The organism is Vicinamibacterales bacterium, from assembly GCA_035699745.1.
Lineage (GTDB): Bacteria > Acidobacteriota > Vicinamibacteria > Vicinamibacterales > 2-12-FULL-66-21 > JAICSD01.
In genome coordinates this window covers 1-15,425 of record DASSPH010000040.1, presented here as the reverse complement: position 1 = coordinate 15,425, position 15,425 = coordinate 1, and the positions used below count along the sequence as shown (strand labels likewise).

The following is a 15,425-nucleotide window of genomic DNA, read 5'->3' as shown; positions in this document are numbered from 1 at the left end:
GTGATGGCCCACGCCTTCACGATCGGCGTCGAGGAGGAATTCCAGATCGTCGACCCCGACACCGGCGCGCTGCGATCGCACGTCTCCGAGCTGCTCACCGCGAGCGCGCCGGCCCTCGGCGATCAGATCAAGCGCGAGCTGCATCAGTCGATCGTCGAAGTGGGCACCAAGATCTGCGCCGACGTCAACGAGCTGGAGCGGGAGGTGTGCCGCATCCGCCGCGAGCTGTCGCAGAGCGCCGAGAGCGTCGGGCTGCGCATCGCCGCCGCCGGCACGCACCCGTTCTCCAGCTGGAAGGACCAGCTCGTCTCCCCCGGCGAGCGGTACCAGAACATCGTCGAGGAGCTGCAGCAGCTGGCCCGATCGCTGCTGATCTTCGGGCTGCACATCCACGTCGCCGTCCCGGACAAGGCCAGCACGATCGAGCTGCTGAACGAAGCGCGCTACTTCCTGCCGCACCTGCTCGCCCTCTCGACCAGCTCGCCCTTCTGGCAGGGACGCGACACCGGGCTCAAGTCGTACCGCACCACGGTCTTCCGCCGCTTCCCGCGCAGCGGCATTCCCGACGAGTTCAGCTCGTGGAGCCAGTACGAGGAATACGTCGACACCCTCGTCGCGCTGCACTGCATCGACGACGGCAAGAAGGTGTGGTGGGACCTGCGGCCGCATCCGGTGTTCGGCACGCTGGAGTTCCGCATCTGCGACGTGCCGACCTCGCCCCGCGCCACCATCGCGCTCGCGGCGCTGGCCCAGGCGCTGGTGGTGAAACTGTACCGCCTGCGGCGCAGCAATCTCGGCTTTCGCATCTACTCGCGCGCGCTGGTCGAAGAGAACAAGTGGCGGGCGGCGCGCTATGGGCTCGACGGGCAGCTGATCGACTTCGGCAAGCGCCAGGAAGTGCCGATGCGCGTGCTGGCCAGAGAACTGCTCGAATTCGTCGACGACGTCGTCGACGAGCTGGGCAGCCGGAAGGCGCTCGGCTACATCGAGACGATCCTCGCCGAGGGCACCAGCGCGGATCGCCAGCTCGCCGTGTTTCGCGAGACCGGCGACCTGCGGCAGGTGGTGAACTGGCTGATTGCGGCCACGCGTGAGAGCAACGAGGAGGTCCGTTCGTGAAAGTCGGGCTGCTGTGCGGTCGCGAATACGCCTTCCCCCCTGCCTTCATCGAGCGGGTGAACGCCGCGGGACGCGAGCACGGCATCACCGCCGAGATGGTCACGCTCACCGGCACGCGGATGGGGGAACGGCCCGAGTATCGCGTGATCGTCGACCGCATCTCGCACGAAGTCGAGTACTACCGGGCCTACCTGAAGCATGCGGTGCTGCAGGGCGCGTACGTCATCAACAACCCGTTCTGGTGGACCGCCGACGACAAGTTCTTCAACTACGCGGTCGCCGAGCGGGTGGGGGTGGCGGTGCCCAGGACGGTGGTGCTGCCGCAGAAGTCGTATCCCGCCGACGTCGATCTGACGTCGGAGTCGCTGCGCAATCTCGGGTATCCGATCGACTGGGACGGCCTGCTCGACTACGTGGGACGGCCGGCGATCCTCAAGCCCTACTCGGGCGGCGGCTGGAAGCACGTGTACAAGGTCAACAACAAGGAGGAACTGCTCGCCGCGTACGACAACACCGGACCGTACTGCATGACGCTGCAGCAGTTCATCCGCTTCGACAAGTACGTCCGCTGTTTCACCTTCGGGAAGACCGACATCACGCCGGTGCGCTACGACGTCGCCGAGCGGCGCTACCTGGTCGAGCACGCCTATCTCGAGTCCGATCTCGGCGCGCGCATCGTCAAGGACGCACAGACGCTGAACACCGCGCTCGGCTACGAGATGAACACGATCGAGTTCGCCGTGCAGGACGGCGTCCCCTACGCGATCGACTTCCTGAATCCGGCGCCGGACTTCGAGCGCGACCGCATCACGCCGCACTATTTCGAGCTGGTGCTCGACCGTATGACCCGGCTGGTGATCGACCGGGCGCTGAGCGGCAAGGCGTCGCAGTCGTGGCCGCGGTGGGCGGAGATGACCGGCCTGTCGCACGCGACCGCGATTTGAAGGGGTGTGGTCAGCGGCCCTGCCACGGACGTGAGCGGGGGCGGCTGTCAATCAGACGATGACTCAGGGACTGGATCCGATCGCCGAGTGGCAGGCGCTGGTGCACGCGCAGGACGGAAGCGGGCTGTGCGGCGCGCTCGCCGTCCAGATGCGCGAGCGGCGGCTGACCTTCGGTGAGCGGCTGCTCTGCCCGTTTCTTCGCCCGTTCTTTCTCTCGGTGGCCGACGAGCAGCGCGTCAGGCACGCCGCCGAGACGCTGTGGCGGCTGGGGGAGCGGGTGGCGGACGCCGCGCGCGAGCGTCCCGAGCTGCTGCGCGATCTGTGTCTCAGCGATGCCGAGATCGCGCTCGCGGAGATCGATCCCGGCTACGGCGTGTCCAGCACCGCCGGACGGGCCGACGCCTTCCTGCTGCCCGACTCGCTGCAGTTCGCCGAGTACAACGCCGAGTCGCCGGCGGGGCCGGGCTATAGCCAGCGGCTCGCGGAGCTGTTCGAGGAGGGGGCGCTGATGGCGCGCTTCCGGGAGTCGTTCGCGGTGCGGCACGACACGCCGATCGCGCACCTGCTGCAGGCGCTGCTCGAGAGCTACCGCGACTGGGGCGGCACGGCTTCGCCGCCGCAGATCGCGATCGTCGACTTCCGCGGCGTCCCGACCTGGAGCGAGTTCGAGCTGCTGCGCGATGCGTTCGCCGCCTCCGGGGTGCCGGCGCTGGTCGCCGACCCGCGCGACCTCGAGTTCGACGGCCGCCGTCTGGCGGCCGGCGGCCGGCCGATCGATCTGGTCTACCGCCGCGTCCTGATCAACGACATCGTCGCGCGCGCCGACGACTGCCGGGCGCTGGTCGAGGCGTATCGCGCGCGCGCGGTCTGCGTCGCCAACAGTCTGCGCTGCAAGATCGCGCACAAGAAGGCGTTCTTCGCCGTGCTGACCGACGAGCGCCATGCCGGGCTGTTCTCCAGGGAGGAGCGGGACGTCATCGCGGCGCACGTGCCGTGGACCCGCGTCGTGCGCGAGCATGGCGCGGAAGACATCCGCCGCCGGCGCGAGCAGCTCGTGCTGAAGCCGAACGACGAGTACGGCGGCACCGGCGTCACGCTCGGGTGGGAAGCCTCCGACGCCGACTGGGACGCGGCGATCGAGCGTGCGCTGGCCGAGGCGGATCGCGGCTGGGTGGCGCAGGAGCGGATCCACGTCCGGCGCGAAGTGTTTCCCGTCTGCGCCGGCGATCGCGCGAGCGACCGGGAGATGCTGGTGGATTTCGCGCCCTACGTCTTCCGCGGCCGCGTCGGCGGCTTCCTCACGCGGCTGAGCGCCACCGGCCTCGCCAACGTCACATCGGGCGGCGGCCAGGTGCCGGCCTTCGTCGCCGAGCCGGTGTCATGAGTACAGGCATGTTCGGGTCGTTTCCGCCGCAGCTCGCGCCCGGAGCGCGCAATGCCGTTGAAGTCTGTCTCGCCGTCCGCCGCGGCGAGCGGGTCGCGGTCATCGCCGATCGCGCCAGCAGCGCCGTGGCGGCGAGCCTCGAGGCCGCCCTGGTCGACTGCGGGGCGGCGCCGGACGGCGTGCTCATCGAGCGCGTCGCCGCACGTCCGATGACCGAGGCGCCGGCCCCGGTGCTCGAGGCGCTCGAACGCTGCGACGCCGGCATCCTCTGCGTGCAGCCGCAGCAGGGAGAGCTCGGCGCGCGGATGCGGATCGTCGCGACCGTCGAGCGGCGGCAGATCCGCTACGCCCACATGGTGGGCGTCACGCCGGGCATCATGACGCAGGGAATGCGGGCCGACTATCGCCTGGTCGATCGCTTGAGCACGGCGCTGTGCGACCGGATGCGGACCGCCGAATCGCTCCGCGTCGAGACGCCGCACGGCACCTCGCTGCGCGCCACCTTCGATCCGGCGCTGCACTGGGTGAAGACGAGCGGGCTGATCAACACCCGCTACTGGTCGAATCTGCCGGCCGGCGAGGTGTTCACCACGCCGGCCTCCGTGGACGGCCGGTTCGTCTGCAACGCGACGGCCGGCGATTATTTCGGTCCCAAGTATGGCGACCTGTCACCGACGCCGCTGACGCTCGAAATCGCCGGCGGCCGGCTGGTGTCGGCGGACTGCGCGCGCAAGGAGCTGGAGCGCGAATTCTGGGAGTACTGTCACACGGACGATTCGAGCGATCGCGTCGGCGAGCTGGCATTCGGCACCAACCTCGCCCTGACCGACATGATTGGCATCCTGCTCCAGGACGAGAAAGTCCCGGGCGTGCACCTGGCCTTCGGCGATCCCTACGGCAGCCAGACCGGCGCCGACTGGAAATCACGCACCCACATCGACGTGCTCACCCGCGACTGCGACGTGTGGATCGACGACCTGCAGGTGATCGCCCGCGGCCGGTACCAACTCGAGGTCCTCGGCCTCACGGACCAGGGACAGAGCCCTGAGCACTAAGCACTGAGCACTGAGCACTGAGCACTGCGCACTGAGCACTGCGCACCGCGCACCGCGCACTGCGCACTCAAACGTAATTCATGTATTCCCACATCATGTGGCGCCAGTACGGCCAATCGTGCCCTCCCTGGGCGCCCCAGTCGTCGAGGTTGTGCCGGATGCCGCGGCTCGCCAGGATGGCGGACAGCCGGTAGGCTTCCTCGGGATGCTCCCACGGCCCGGTTCCCGTCGCCAGATGGATGTCGCAGCTCGAGAGCTGGTGCAGCGTCCAGCCGTCCGACATGCTGCTCATGTAGTCGACGGGATTGTTGAAATAGAAGTTGTCGTCGTAGTCGCCGCTCATGAAGCGGCGCATGTCGTAGACGCCGGAGAGCGCGAAACAGCGCTTGACCACGTCCGGATGTTTGAGGATGGTGTTCGCCGCGTGATATCCGCCGAGCGACGCCCCCATGACCCACATCGCGATGTCCTCGGTGCGGCAGTGGCTCCGCACGAACGGCATCACTTCCTCGACGATGTAGGCGTCGTACTGCGCCTGCATGTAGCTGCGGTGCCGCGGGTGCGCGCCGCCGTTGCCGAACGAGTCGGCGTTGTTGGTGTTCACGCAGAACACCTTCACGCGGCCCGCCTCGATCGCGCCCGACATCGCACCGATGACCCCCTGCCGCTCGTACTCCCATTCGTCGCCGCCGGTGGTCGGAAAGGCGATCATCGGCGGGCCGTAATGGCCGAAGATCACCACGCCCATGTCGCGGCCGAGCCGATGGGAATACCAGTAGTGCGCCTCGCGCTGCATCACGTAGAAGTCTAATGGAAAAGCACACCTTCCAATTGTGGTCGCCGCAGCTGCGGAACCGGCGCGGCATCGACGTGTACCTGCCGGATTCGTACAGCCAGGGCCGGCGGCGCTATCCGGCGGTGTACATGCACGACGGGCAGAACCTCTCCGACCCGTCGATCGCGTTTGCCGGTAAGACGTGGAGCCTGCACGAGGGGCTCGCGTGGCTCGCCGGCCGCGGGATCGAGCCGATCGTGATCGGCATCCACAACACGCCCGGACGGCTGGCCGAGTACAGCCCGTTCCCCGACGCGGCGCACGGCGGCGGCGACGGCGATCGCTACGCGCGTTTTCTGATCGACACCGTGAAGCCGCGCATCGACGCCGCGTTCCGCACCAGGAAGGATCGCGACAGCACCGTCGTCGCCGGCTCGTCGATGGGCGGGTTGATCAGCCTGTACGCGTTCTTCCGGCGTCCGTCGCCGTTCGGCCGCGCCGCGGTGCTCAGCCCGTCGGTGTGGTTCGGCGGACGCGAGATCCTGCGGTTCGTCGAACGGGCGCGGACGACCCGCGGGCGGCTGTACGTGGACGTCGGAACCGACGAGGGGGCCGGAACGCTGCAGAATGCCCGCGCGCTCAACCGGCTGCTGCGGCGGAAGGGATATCGCAAAGACACGCTGGCCTACCTCGAAGCCGACGGGGGAAAGCACCAGGAATCCGACTGGGCCTGGCGGCTCCCGCAGGCACTGGAGTTTCTGCTCGGGGAGAAGTAATCTGACGCCGCCATGAAACTCGATCGCCGAGCGTTCTTCGTCTTGACATCCGTCGGAGCGGCCGGGTTGCTCGCGCCGCGCCGGATCTTCGCCCGGGCGGCGCCGCAGCAGCCGGTGTCGGCGCCGCCGAAATTCGAGGACGTGCGCCGCAACGTCGGCGTGTTCACGATGCGCGGCGGCACGATCGGCTGGCTGGTGACGCGCGATGCGGTCGCGGTGGTCGACAGCCAGTACGCCGACACCGCCCAGGCGTGCATCGACGGCCTGAAGCAGAAGGCGCCGAACCGCGGCATCGACATGCTGTTCAACACCCACCATCACGGCGATCACACCGGCGGCAACGGCGTGTTTCGCCCGGTGGTGAAGAAGATCGTCGCCCACAGGAACGTGCCGGATCTGATGCGGAAAGCGCTGTCGGCGTCCAGCGCGCCCCCGGCCGCCGCGCCGGCGATTCCCGACGCGATCTTCGAGACGGCCTGGTCGCAGGATTTCGGCGACGAGAAGATGACCGCGCGCTACGACGGCCCCGGGCACACCGGCGGCGACGCGATCGTCCATTTCGAGCGCGCGCACGTCGTCCACATGGGGGACCTGCTGTTCCACGAGCGTCACCCGCGCGTCGATCGTCCGGCGGGGGCGTCGATGCAGAACTGGATGAAGATCCTCGAGCGCGTCACCGCGGCGATGCCGGCCGACACCATTTACATCGCCGGGCACTCGCGGGACGGGCTGCCGGTGACGACGGACCGCAAGGCGGTGCTGCGCTTCCGTGATTACCTGGACGCGGCGCTGACGTTCGCCAGAAAGGGGATCGCCGCGGGACAGAGCAAGGAGGCGATTGCCGCAGCCACGCTACTGCCGGGCTTCGAATCGTACCAAGGCAGCGGCACGGCGCTGACGCTCGGCGGTGTGCTCACCGCCGCGTTCGAGGAGCTCAGCGCGAAGTGATCCAGGGCAGCTTCCGGCTGGGTTCGTCGGTGTGGAGGAGCGTCCACAATTCGATACGCCACAACCGGGCGCATTCCCGACACCACGTCAGGTAATAGACGTCCATCGTGCCCCGCAGCTCCGTGCCGGCCTCACACTTCGGACAAATCAACGTCATGACAACCCGCGTTTTGTAAGAAAACCCGACGCGAAACCCGCTCCGCCCCCGGCTTTGCCGGGGGTGCCGCATGGTGCGTGCCGTTTTCAGCTGAAGAACTCAGCCGTGGCACGGGAATCGCAAGGCGAAGAGTGCCAGCTCCCCCGGAGGCACACAACGTGACACGCAAGCGCGGACAGCCTCTCGTGCTGCTCGCTGAAGACTTCGAAGACGCCCGCGAGTTGTACCGCGACTACCTGGAATTCTCGGGCATCTCCGTGCACGCCGTCGGCAACGGCCGGGAAGCCATCGATCAGGCGATCGCGCTGCAGCCCGATCTCATCCTGATGGACGCGAGCATGCCCGTGCTCGACGGCTGGCAGGCGACCCGGGAGTTGAAGCGCAATCCCGCAACCCGCCACATTCCCGTCCTGGCGCTGACCGCGCACGCCTTCGACCACGCACGGCGCGAGGCGGCGGCAGTGGGCTGCGACGGCTTCGTCACCAAGCCGTGCCTGCCCGACGATCTGGTGTCGCGCGTCCGCGCCGCACTCGGCACCGGCGCGGTCGGCAGGAAAAAGCGCTAGGCCCTCCCGGGCCGCCCGCCGGCGTGTTGTAAGCTACCGGGCGAATGAATCCCATTACCGCGCTGCTGGTGGCTCTTGGTGTGCTCACCGGGGGCTATATCGTCGCCTGGTCCAGAATCGAAGACGGACCCACCCCGCTGTCGATCGTCACCGGCGCGGTCACCAATTTTCTCGACGCGCTGGGAATCGGATCGTTCGCCACGAGCACCGCGATATTCCGCGCCTTCAAGATGGTGCCCGACCGGGTCATCCCCGGCACGCTGAACGCCGGACACACCCTGCCGACGGTGGCGCAGGCCTTCATCTTCACCGCGCTGATCCCGGTCGACGTGCTCACGCTGTTCTCGATGATTGCCGCGGCGGTCGCCGGCGCGTGGCTGGGCGCCGGAATCGTCGCACGATGGCCGAAACGGCGGGTGCAGCTGGGGATGGGCTTGGCGCTGCTCGCCGCGGCGATGTTCTTCACCATGCGCAATCTCAATCTCTTTCCGGCGGGATCGGACGCGATCGGCGTGCGCGGTGCGACGCTGGTGCTCGCCGTGGCGGGCAATTTCCTGCTGGGCGCGCTGATGTCGCTCGGCATCGGCCTCTACGCGCCGTGCATGGTGCTGGTCAGCCTGCTGGGGATGAGCGAACGCACGGCGTTCCCGATCATGATGGGCTCGTGCGCGTTCCTGATGCCCGTGGGCAGCCTGAAGTTCATCCGCGAACGTGCCTACAGCCGGTCGGTCGCGCTCGGCCTGGCGCTCGGCGGGATTCCCGGCGTCCTCGTCGCCGGGCTGATCGTCAAGAACCTGAATCTCACCACGGTGCGCTGGCTGGTGATCGTCGTCGTGCTCTACACGGCGCTGACGATGCTCTACTCGGCGTTCACCGAACGCTCGGCGGCGGAGGGGGAACGGCTGCCGCGGAGTTGATGTCGCCGGCGGCGGGAACCGCTGCGCCCGCCACTCGCGGTCCGGCCTGCGAAGACGGGATCCGTTCCGTGGGAGAATTCGCGCGTGAAAACGTTCCTCCTCTCCGCGCTCGCCATGGCGGGCTGGCTGGCCATGGCCCCGGCGCCGCCGCGGTGGGAAGCGCAGACGAGCGGAGTCACGGCGCGGCTGCGCGGCGTGAGCGCGGTCAGCGAGCGGGTGGCATGGGCGAGCGGCGCGAGCGGCACGGTGCTGCGTACCGGCGACGCCGGCGCGACGTGGGCGAGGCTCAGCATCCCCGACGCGGCGTCGCTCGACTTCCGCGACGTCGACGCGATCACGGCGGCGGCCGCCTACGTCCTGAGCATCGGTCCCGGCACCGCGTCGCGCATCTACAAGACCACCGACGCCGGCGCGACATGGACGCTCCAGTTCACCAACCAGGAGCCGAAAGGGTTCTTCGACGCCATGGCCTTCTGGGACGATCGCCGCGGCCTGGTGATGGGTGATTCGATCGACGGCCGGTTCGACATCCTCCGCACCGTGGACGGCGGTCGGACGTGGGCGCGCGTCCCCGCCGCAGGTCTGCCGCCGGCGCTGCCGAATGAAGGGGCGTTCGCCGGCAGCGGGACCAACGTCGCGGTGCTGCCCGGCGGGCACGCCTGGATCGGGACCGGCGCGGCGGCGCGCTGCCGCGTGCTGCACACCAGCGATTACGGCGCGACCTGGACGATCGCCGACACGCCGGTGGCGGGATCGGAGTCTGCCGGCATCTTCTCCATCGCCTTTCGCGATCCGCGCCGCGGACTCACCGTCGGGGGCGACTACCGCAAGGAACACGACGCGGCGAACAACGCCGCGGTGACGCTCGACGGCGGCCGCACGTGGCAGGCGGTCGCCGGCCTCGGCGGCTTTCGCTCCGTCGTCGCCCGCGTACCGGGGGCGCCGGGATCATGGATCGCCGTCGGCCCGCAGGGGGCCGACATCAGCGCGAATGACGGACAAAGCTGGACGCCGGTCGACGGCGGCGGATACCATGCGTTCGCGTTTGCGCCCCGCGGCCGCGTCGGCTGGGGCGTCGGCGAGCGAGGCAGGGTCGGGAAATTGATCTGGTGATCGGGCGATCGGGTGATCGGGTGATCTGTCATGAAACGACTGCTCTTGACCATCGCCGGCGCGCTGTGTGCCGCTCCCGTGCTGGCGCAGGGAACGCAAGCGGACTACGACCGCGCGCTCGGTCTGCGCCGGCAGTACGAGGCGCAGGTCGGCAACGTGCCGGAGCCGCCGCGATGGGTCGGCCGCACGCACAAGGCGTACTACCGGCGCGCGGTGAAGGGGGGGCATGACTTCATCCTCGTCGACGCGGATGCGCGGAGCAAGGCGCCGGCGTTCGATCACGCCGCCATCGCCGCGTCGCTCTCGAAGGCCGCGGGCAAGAGCTACACCGCCCTCGATCTGCCGTTCAACTCGTTCGAATTCGCCGACGCCGAGCGCGCGATCCAGTTCGTCGCCGAGAACGCGACCTGGCGCTGCACCGTCGCCGACTCGTCGTGCCGCAAGGCGACGCCAGCCGAGGCGCAGCAGGGCGGCGGCCGCGGCGGACGGGGCGGCGGCGCCGGCACCGGCGGGCGCGGCGGCGCGCCGGCCGACGGCACGCCGGCGGTTCGCGTGTCGCCGGACGGCCGCCTCGAGGCGCTGATCTGGAACTACAACGTCGCGGTGCGCGACGCCGCGACCGGGGACAACCAGGTCGTGCTCAGCACGGACGGCTCGGAAGGCAACGCCTACGAGTTCGCGTCGATCGCGTGGTCGCCGGACTCGAAGCGGATCGCGGCAAACCGGGTCCGTCCCGGGTATCGCCGCGAAGTGCACTACGTGGAGTCGTCGCCGGCGGATCAGCTGCAGCCGAAGCACACCGTCAACGTCTACGCCAAGCCGGGCGACGCGCTGCCACTGCCGCAGCCGGTGATCTTCGACGTCGCCGCGAAGTCGGCGCTGCTCCTCGACGACACGCTGTTCCCCAACCCGTACGGCCTCAGCCGGTTCGAGTGGCGGAAGGACAGCCGCGCGGTCACCTTCGAGTACAACCAGCGCGGCCACCAGGTGTTCCGGGTGCTCGAAGCCGACGCGGCGACCGGCCGCGTGCGCGCCGTCATCTCGGAAGAGCCGAAGACGTTCTTCAACTATCGCCCCGCCAACGGCAACCTCGCCGACTCGGGCAAGAAGTACCGCTACGACCTGGACGACGGCCGCGGCGTGATCTGGATGTCCGAGCGCGACGGCTGGAACCATCTGTATCTGATCGACGGCGCCAGCGGCGCGGTCAAGCAGCAGATCACCCGCGGCGAATGGGTGGTGCGGGCCGTGATCAAGGTGGACGAGGCGGCGAAACAGATCATCTTCAGCGCCGGCGGGATGACCGCGGGCAGGGACCCGTACTTCCTCAGCGTCTACCGCATCAACTTCGACGGCAGCGGGCTCACGCCGCTGACGCCCGGCGACGGCAACCACACCGTGGCTTTCTCGGAAGACGGCACGCTCTACGTCGACACCCGTTCGCGCGTCGACGCGGCGCCGGTGTGGGAGCTGCGGCGCACCGCCGACGCGAGCCTGGTGCTGCCCCTCGAGACCGGCGACATCGCGCAACTGCAGGCGTCGGGCTGGAAGGCGCCGGAGACGTTCGTCGCCAAGGCGCGCGACGGCCGCACCGACATCTGGGGCGTGATCTACCGGCCGTCGAACTTCAGCGCGGCGCGCAAGTACCCCGTGATCGAGAACATCTACGCCGGTCCGCAGGGCTCGTTCGTGCCGAAGTCGTTCGCCGTCTACAACGCGATGCAGGCGATCGCCGAGCTCGGCTTCATCGTCGTCCAGGTCGACGGCATGGGTACGTCGAACCGATCGAAGGCGTTCCACGACGTGGCGTGGAAGAACCTGGGCGACGCCGGCTTCCCCGATCGCATTTTGTGGCACAAGGCGGTGGCGGCGAAGTATCCGTACTACGACATCACCCGGGTCGGGATCTACGGGACGTCCGCCGGCGGGCAGAGCGCGCTCGGCGCGCTGCTCTTCCACGGCGACTTCTACAAGGCGGCCGTGTCGGCGTCGGGCTGCCATGACAACCGCATGGACAAGATCTGGTGGAACGAGCAGTGGATGGGATGGCCGATCGGACCGCACTATGCCGAGGCGTCCAACGTCGACCACGCGAAGCATCTGCGGGGCGATCTGCTGCTGATCTACGGCGAGATGGACACCAACGTCGATCCGTCGTCCACGCTGCAAGTGGTCAACCAGCTCGTCAGACACAACAAGAACTTCGATCTGCTCGCCATCCCCGGCGCCGGCCATACCTCCGGCGGCACCTACGGGGATCGCAAGCGCTGGGACTTCTTCGTCCGCCATCTGCTCGGCGTCAACCCGCCGCGGTGGACCGACGCGATGAAGACTGCCGCCACGGCCGCGGCCGCGGAGGACGAGGACGAGGACGAGCTCGCGTCGCCGTGGGTGACGGAGCGCGGCGGAGATCGCTGACCGTCGGCCACGGCTTGCACGCAATACAGCGATACACGGAAGTGTTTCCGTGCGCTCCGTGAAATCCGCGGCGTGAAGTCCGCGGCGTGCGTCAGGGGCGGATGCGAATCGCCAGGAGCGAACGCTCCACCGCCTCGCCGGAACCGGCGGTCAGCTCGAAGAGATAATCGCCGCGCCCGAGGCCCGAGAGGGACATCTCGAGGACCAGCTGTTTCTTCTCCACGTCTTCCGCGAGCGGCAGCCCGACCGGGATCGGCTTGCCGGAGCGATCGAGCAGGCGCACGTCGCGGCGATCGAGGGACGACAGCACCGGCCACTCGACGCGGATCCGTTCGTTGCGGGCGAACTCGAAGGCCGCCACCGGCCGTGTCGCGATGCGCGATGAGGATCGGTAGGCGATCGGGTCGGCGATGAGTTTCCGGCGAGCCGCCGGGAGCTTCGCCCAGTCGTCCGCCGGCGGCGCAGCCGGCGATACCAGCCGGACGGCGACGCGCGAGGGAGCGGCGGGCAGCGGCACCGCCACGGCAGTGGAGTGCGCGCCCGGCTCGAGGCGCCCGCGGGCGCGGGCGATCGGCACCCCATCCGCCGCCACGGCATCGACTTCGACGTCGGCGCCTTCCTTCCACTTCCCGGCCGCGATCGACGCCGCGGACAGCTCCGCCACCACGGTCATCTGCTGCGGCGCCATTGCCGCATAGACGGCGAACGGCCGCGCGCCGCGCTCGAGCACGGCGAGCGCGGCTTCCACCGCCGACTGGCCGCCGGGGGCGGCGGCGCGGGCCGCCGAGCCGGCCAACGCGGCGATCTCCCCGGCGGTCGGCGCCCGGTACTGCCGCCGCGCGCGGACCTGCTGTCCGGTGCGCGTCAATCGCACGCGCAGATTGCGCAGCCCGCCGTCGAATCTGGTGTTGGTGGTGTAGTAGCCGAGCACGTAGTAGGCGGCGAGGTCGTCGGCGATGCGCTTGAAACCGGCGTTCAGATCGTTGGTGCCGGTGACGGCGATGCCATCGGTTTCGTCCGCTAGCGATCGCAGGTCGTCGTACGCGCTCTGCATGGCGCGCGTGCTGCTCCGATCGGGGGGGGCCTGCAATCCGCCTGGCGTAATCGTGTAGAAGCTGACGTTGTCCCGCTTCGCCGCCTGCAGCAGTTCGCGGAACCGGGGCTCGAAATCCATCAGCGCGAGCCGCTGGAACTCCGCGGCGCAGCCGCTGGCATTCCCGCCGCGCGCGTTGGTCACGACCTGCCGATCGTCGCCGGTGACGCGGCCGCGGTCGATGCCCACCCGCGGCATCTGTTGCCCGCGTTTGTCGAGCAGCGACGGATCCGGCCGCCACCGCGGGAGCAGGTTGGTGACCAGGACGAGATTCTTCCGCTCCTGCCGAACCGACCCGAGCTGCCGCACGAGATCCGTCAGGTTCGTGTAGGTGGCGTCCGCCCGGAAGCGCACCTTCATCGGGTCGTCGGCCCTGGTGATGTCGACGCCGTCGCAGAAGCCCAGCACTTCGTCGGCCTCATCGCGATCGATCACGCTGGCGCGCCACAGGTCCTTGATCTGGCTGACGGTGACCGCGGTCTTCTGCGCGAGCACGAGATCCTTCACCGAGTTCCTGGTCGTCACGAAGCCGTAGAGATCCCGCGGCCCGACGACCCGCTCGAAGAAGTCGATCAGCGGCTGCTGGATGTGCGGCAGGTCCTCCTGCGCCGCGAACGGTCCCGCCGACTTGCTCAGCGCCATGTCGACGTAGACGACGAACACGCGGTAGCGGGGATCGGCCGCGAGGTCGTAACCGGCGCGCTGCGATGACGGGTCGCGCCGTTCCGCCTCCGGCGTCAGCCCCTCGAACTCGATGTAGTCGAAGCTCTCGATCGCCTGCGGCTTGCCGTCCTCGAAGACTTCGAAATCCGCCGCCTGCAGTCCCTTGACGATCCTGCCGTCCACGATCGGATAGGCGTCCACGCGGACGAAGTGCGTGCCGCCGCGGAACACGGGGCGCTGTTGCGCTTCCGCCGGCTTGTCGGCCGGCGCCTGTGCCGACACGACCGACGGTCTACGCTCCGCCACAAAGACCACGAAGAACACAAAGACCACGAAGAAAACCCAATTGCTCGTCTTCCTGAGCTTTGTGGCCTTCGTGAACTTTGTGCCGGAGCGCCCGCCGTGGCGCGTCTGAGTATTCGCCATTATGGCGTCCACGAGACAACCAACGGTTCACGCGCCGCCACAAAGCTCACGAAGGCCACCAGGATCACGAAGAAGACCGATCTGGTTTTCTTTGTGGCCTTGGTGATCTTCGTGGCCTTTGTGCCGGAGCGCCCGCCGTGGCGCGTCTGAGTATTCGCCATTATGGCGTCCACGAGACAACCAACGGTTCACGCGCCGCCACAAAGCTCACGAAGGCCACCAGGATCACGAAGAAGACCGATGTGGTTTTCTTTGTGGCCTTGGTGATCTTCGTGGCCTTTGTGACGGAGCGCCCGCCGTGGCGCGGTTCAGCGCTCACTGCAGGACCCTTACTGCTTGCCGCCGCCTTTCGCCGACAGCGACCGGTAATACTGCTCCACCAGCTTGCGGTACTGCTCGGGGACGTCGTCGTTGCCCGAGAGGAACACCTGACTGGCGTTGGCGTCGAGGCGCCGGCGCAGCATGTATTCGAAGCGCTTGATGTTGTCCGTCACCGACTGCTCGAGACGGGCGAGGGTCTCGGGGTTGGCGTAGACGCTCTCGTCATCGAGCTTGCGCAGCCCTTTGATGATCTCGTCCAGCTCCTTGGCGTCGATCTTCTGCTGATTGAGCAGGCGGCGCAGCTGCTCGGCGTCGGCGGCGCGCTGCCGCGCCTCGCCGCGGAACTGACGCGTCTGTTCCCCCGTGAAGCGGCCCGGCATCGGACGCGCGTCACCGGCCGATCCGCCGAACGGATTCACCATCGCGCTCTGCGAATCGCCGCGTCCGTCGGGGGTTCCCTGGCCGCGCTGCCCCTGCCCCTGTTGCTGGCCCTGGCCTTGTCCCTGTCCTTGCTGACCCTGCTGGCCTTGCTGCCCTTGCTGGCCTTGCTGCCCTTGCTGGCCTTGCTGCCCTTGCTGACCCTGCTGCCCTTGCTGACCTTGCTGGCCTTGCTGGCCTTGCTGACCCTGCTGGCCTTGCTGACCCTGCTGGCCTCGCTGACCCTGCTGGCCCTGCTGGCCTTGCTGGCCTTGCTGGTTCTGTTCGCCCTGCTGCCCTTGCTGGTTCTGGCGGTTCTGCGAGCCCCGGGCG

Annotated in this window: 16 protein-coding genes; 12 read left to right on the top strand and 4 right to left on the bottom strand. The window is 68.6% G+C overall.

The features are described 5' to 3' along the window. Window positions 1-3 precede the first annotated feature (3 nt). Genes VFK57_07925 through VFK57_07910 form a run of 4 tightly spaced genes read left to right on the top strand, consistent with a single transcriptional unit; the run spans window position 4 to window position 4,502 of the window. Window positions 4-1,119 carry a carboxylate-amine ligase gene (locus VFK57_07925; protein ID HET7695618.1) on the top strand — a complete coding sequence of 372 codons (1,116 nt, stop codon included), beginning with the start codon at window positions 4-6 and terminating at the stop codon, window positions 1,117-1,119. Beyond that, window positions 1,116-2,063 carry a hypothetical protein gene (locus VFK57_07920; protein ID HET7695617.1) on the top strand — a complete coding sequence of 316 codons (948 nt, stop codon included), beginning with the start codon at window positions 1,116-1,118 and terminating at the stop codon, window positions 2,061-2,063. The genes VFK57_07925 and VFK57_07920 overlap by 4 nt, the downstream gene beginning before the upstream one ends. A gap of 58 nt (window positions 2,064-2,121) precedes the next feature. After that, window positions 2,122-3,447, top strand: a complete 1,326-nt coding sequence (locus tag VFK57_07915; protein HET7695616.1) for a circularly permuted type 2 ATP-grasp protein — start codon at window positions 2,122-2,124, stop codon at window positions 3,445-3,447. Between the two features lie 8 nt (window positions 3,448-3,455). Next, window positions 3,456-4,502: an aminopeptidase gene (locus VFK57_07910; GenBank protein ID HET7695615.1), complete on the top strand. Its 1,047-nt coding sequence runs from the start codon at window positions 3,456-3,458 to the stop codon at window positions 4,500-4,502. A gap of 67 nt (window positions 4,503-4,569) precedes the next feature. Here the strand turns inward: VFK57_07910 and VFK57_07905 are convergent, their stop codons facing one another. Next, window positions 4,570-5,298 (bottom strand): alpha/beta hydrolase-fold protein, encoded by a 729-nt coding sequence (locus tag VFK57_07905; GenBank protein ID HET7695614.1) that lies wholly within the window; start codon window positions 5,296-5,298, stop codon window positions 4,570-4,572. A 14-nt stretch (window positions 5,299-5,312) separates the two neighbouring features. On the opposite strand from VFK57_07905, the gene VFK57_07900 reads away from it, so the two are divergent. The 6 genes from VFK57_07900 (at window position 5,313) to VFK57_07875 (ending at window position 12,172) form a co-directional block, all read left to right on the top strand. After that, window positions 5,313-6,053, top strand: a complete 741-nt coding sequence (locus tag VFK57_07900) for an alpha/beta hydrolase-fold protein (GenBank protein ID HET7695613.1) — start codon at window positions 5,313-5,315, stop codon at window positions 6,051-6,053. 12 nt (window positions 6,054-6,065) lie between these two features. Beyond that, the gene (locus VFK57_07895) at window positions 6,066-7,001 is read left to right on the top strand and encodes an MBL fold metallo-hydrolase (GenBank protein HET7695612.1); all 936 of its coding nucleotides are present in this window, start codon (window positions 6,066-6,068) and stop codon (window positions 6,999-7,001) included. A gap of 315 nt (window positions 7,002-7,316) precedes the next feature. Beyond that, complete coding sequence (locus VFK57_07890) at window positions 7,317-7,724, top strand: response regulator (protein ID HET7695611.1); 408 nt, start codon at window positions 7,317-7,319, stop codon at window positions 7,722-7,724. 44 nt (window positions 7,725-7,768) lie between these two features. Next, entirely contained in the window at window positions 7,769-8,641 is an 873-nt protein-coding gene (locus VFK57_07885) for a sulfite exporter TauE/SafE family protein (protein HET7695610.1), read from the top strand. Window positions 8,642-8,725: 84 nt separating this feature from the next. Next, complete coding sequence (locus VFK57_07880; GenBank protein ID HET7695609.1) at window positions 8,726-9,754, top strand: hypothetical protein; 1,029 nt, start codon at window positions 8,726-8,728, stop codon at window positions 9,752-9,754. A 30-nt stretch (window positions 9,755-9,784) separates the two neighbouring features. Further along, window positions 9,785-12,172, top strand: a complete 2,388-nt coding sequence (locus tag VFK57_07875; protein ID HET7695608.1) for a prolyl oligopeptidase family serine peptidase — start codon at window positions 9,785-9,787, stop codon at window positions 12,170-12,172. Between the two features lie 91 nt (window positions 12,173-12,263). Here VFK57_07875 and VFK57_07870 read toward each other — a convergent pair whose 3' ends face one another. Next, the gene (locus VFK57_07870) at window positions 12,264-14,210 is read right to left on the bottom strand and encodes a VWA domain-containing protein (protein HET7695607.1); all 1,947 of its coding nucleotides are present in this window, start codon (window positions 14,208-14,210) and stop codon (window positions 12,264-12,266) included. Between the two features lie 120 nt (window positions 14,211-14,330). Between VFK57_07870 and VFK57_07865 the strand changes: the two genes are divergently transcribed. After that, window positions 14,331-14,504, top strand: coding sequence for a hypothetical protein (locus VFK57_07865; GenBank protein ID HET7695606.1), 174 nt, complete (start codon window positions 14,331-14,333; stop codon window positions 14,502-14,504). A 10-nt stretch (window positions 14,505-14,514) separates the two neighbouring features. Here the strand turns inward: VFK57_07865 and VFK57_07860 are convergent, their stop codons facing one another. Both VFK57_07860 and VFK57_07855 read right to left on the bottom strand, forming a co-directional pair. Continuing rightward, complete coding sequence (locus VFK57_07860) at window positions 14,515-14,673, bottom strand: hypothetical protein (GenBank protein ID HET7695605.1); 159 nt, start codon at window positions 14,671-14,673, stop codon at window positions 14,515-14,517. Between the two features lie 10 nt (window positions 14,674-14,683). Then, window positions 14,684-15,097 (bottom strand): hypothetical protein, encoded by a 414-nt coding sequence (locus VFK57_07855; GenBank protein ID HET7695604.1) that lies wholly within the window; start codon window positions 15,095-15,097, stop codon window positions 14,684-14,686. Window positions 15,098-15,157: 60 nt separating this feature from the next. Here VFK57_07855 and VFK57_07850 point away from each other — a divergent pair. Then, the coding region (locus VFK57_07850; GenBank protein ID HET7695603.1) for a hypothetical protein at window positions 15,158-15,425 on the top strand (268 nt) is incomplete at its 3' end.

Bases quoted from the DNA above. Each gene is read 5' to 3' on its own strand.
- VFK57_07925 (HET7695618.1), top strand. From the start codon at position 4: ATGGCCCACGCCTTCACGATCGGCGTCGAGGAGGAATTCCAGATCGTC.
- VFK57_07915 (HET7695616.1), top strand. From the start codon at position 2,122: ATGACTCAGGGACTGGATCCGATCGCCGAGTGGCAGGCGCTGGTGCAC.
- VFK57_07910 (HET7695615.1), top strand. From the start codon at position 3,456: ATGTTCGGGTCGTTTCCGCCGCAGCTCGCGCCCGGAGCGCGCAATGCC.
- VFK57_07905 (HET7695614.1), bottom strand. From the start codon at position 5,298: ATGCAGCGCGAGGCGCACTACTGGTATTCCCATCGGCTCGGCCGCGAC.
- VFK57_07900 (HET7695613.1), top strand. From the start codon at position 5,313: ATGGAAAAGCACACCTTCCAATTGTGGTCGCCGCAGCTGCGGAACCGG.
- VFK57_07895 (HET7695612.1), top strand. From the start codon at position 6,066: ATGAAACTCGATCGCCGAGCGTTCTTCGTCTTGACATCCGTCGGAGCG.
- VFK57_07885 (HET7695610.1), top strand. From the start codon at position 7,769: ATGAATCCCATTACCGCGCTGCTGGTGGCTCTTGGTGTGCTCACCGGG.
- VFK57_07875 (HET7695608.1), top strand. From the start codon at position 9,785: ATGAAACGACTGCTCTTGACCATCGCCGGCGCGCTGTGTGCCGCTCCC.
- VFK57_07855 (HET7695604.1), bottom strand. From the start codon at position 15,097: ATGGTGAATCCGTTCGGCGGATCGGCCGGTGACGCGCGTCCGATGCCG.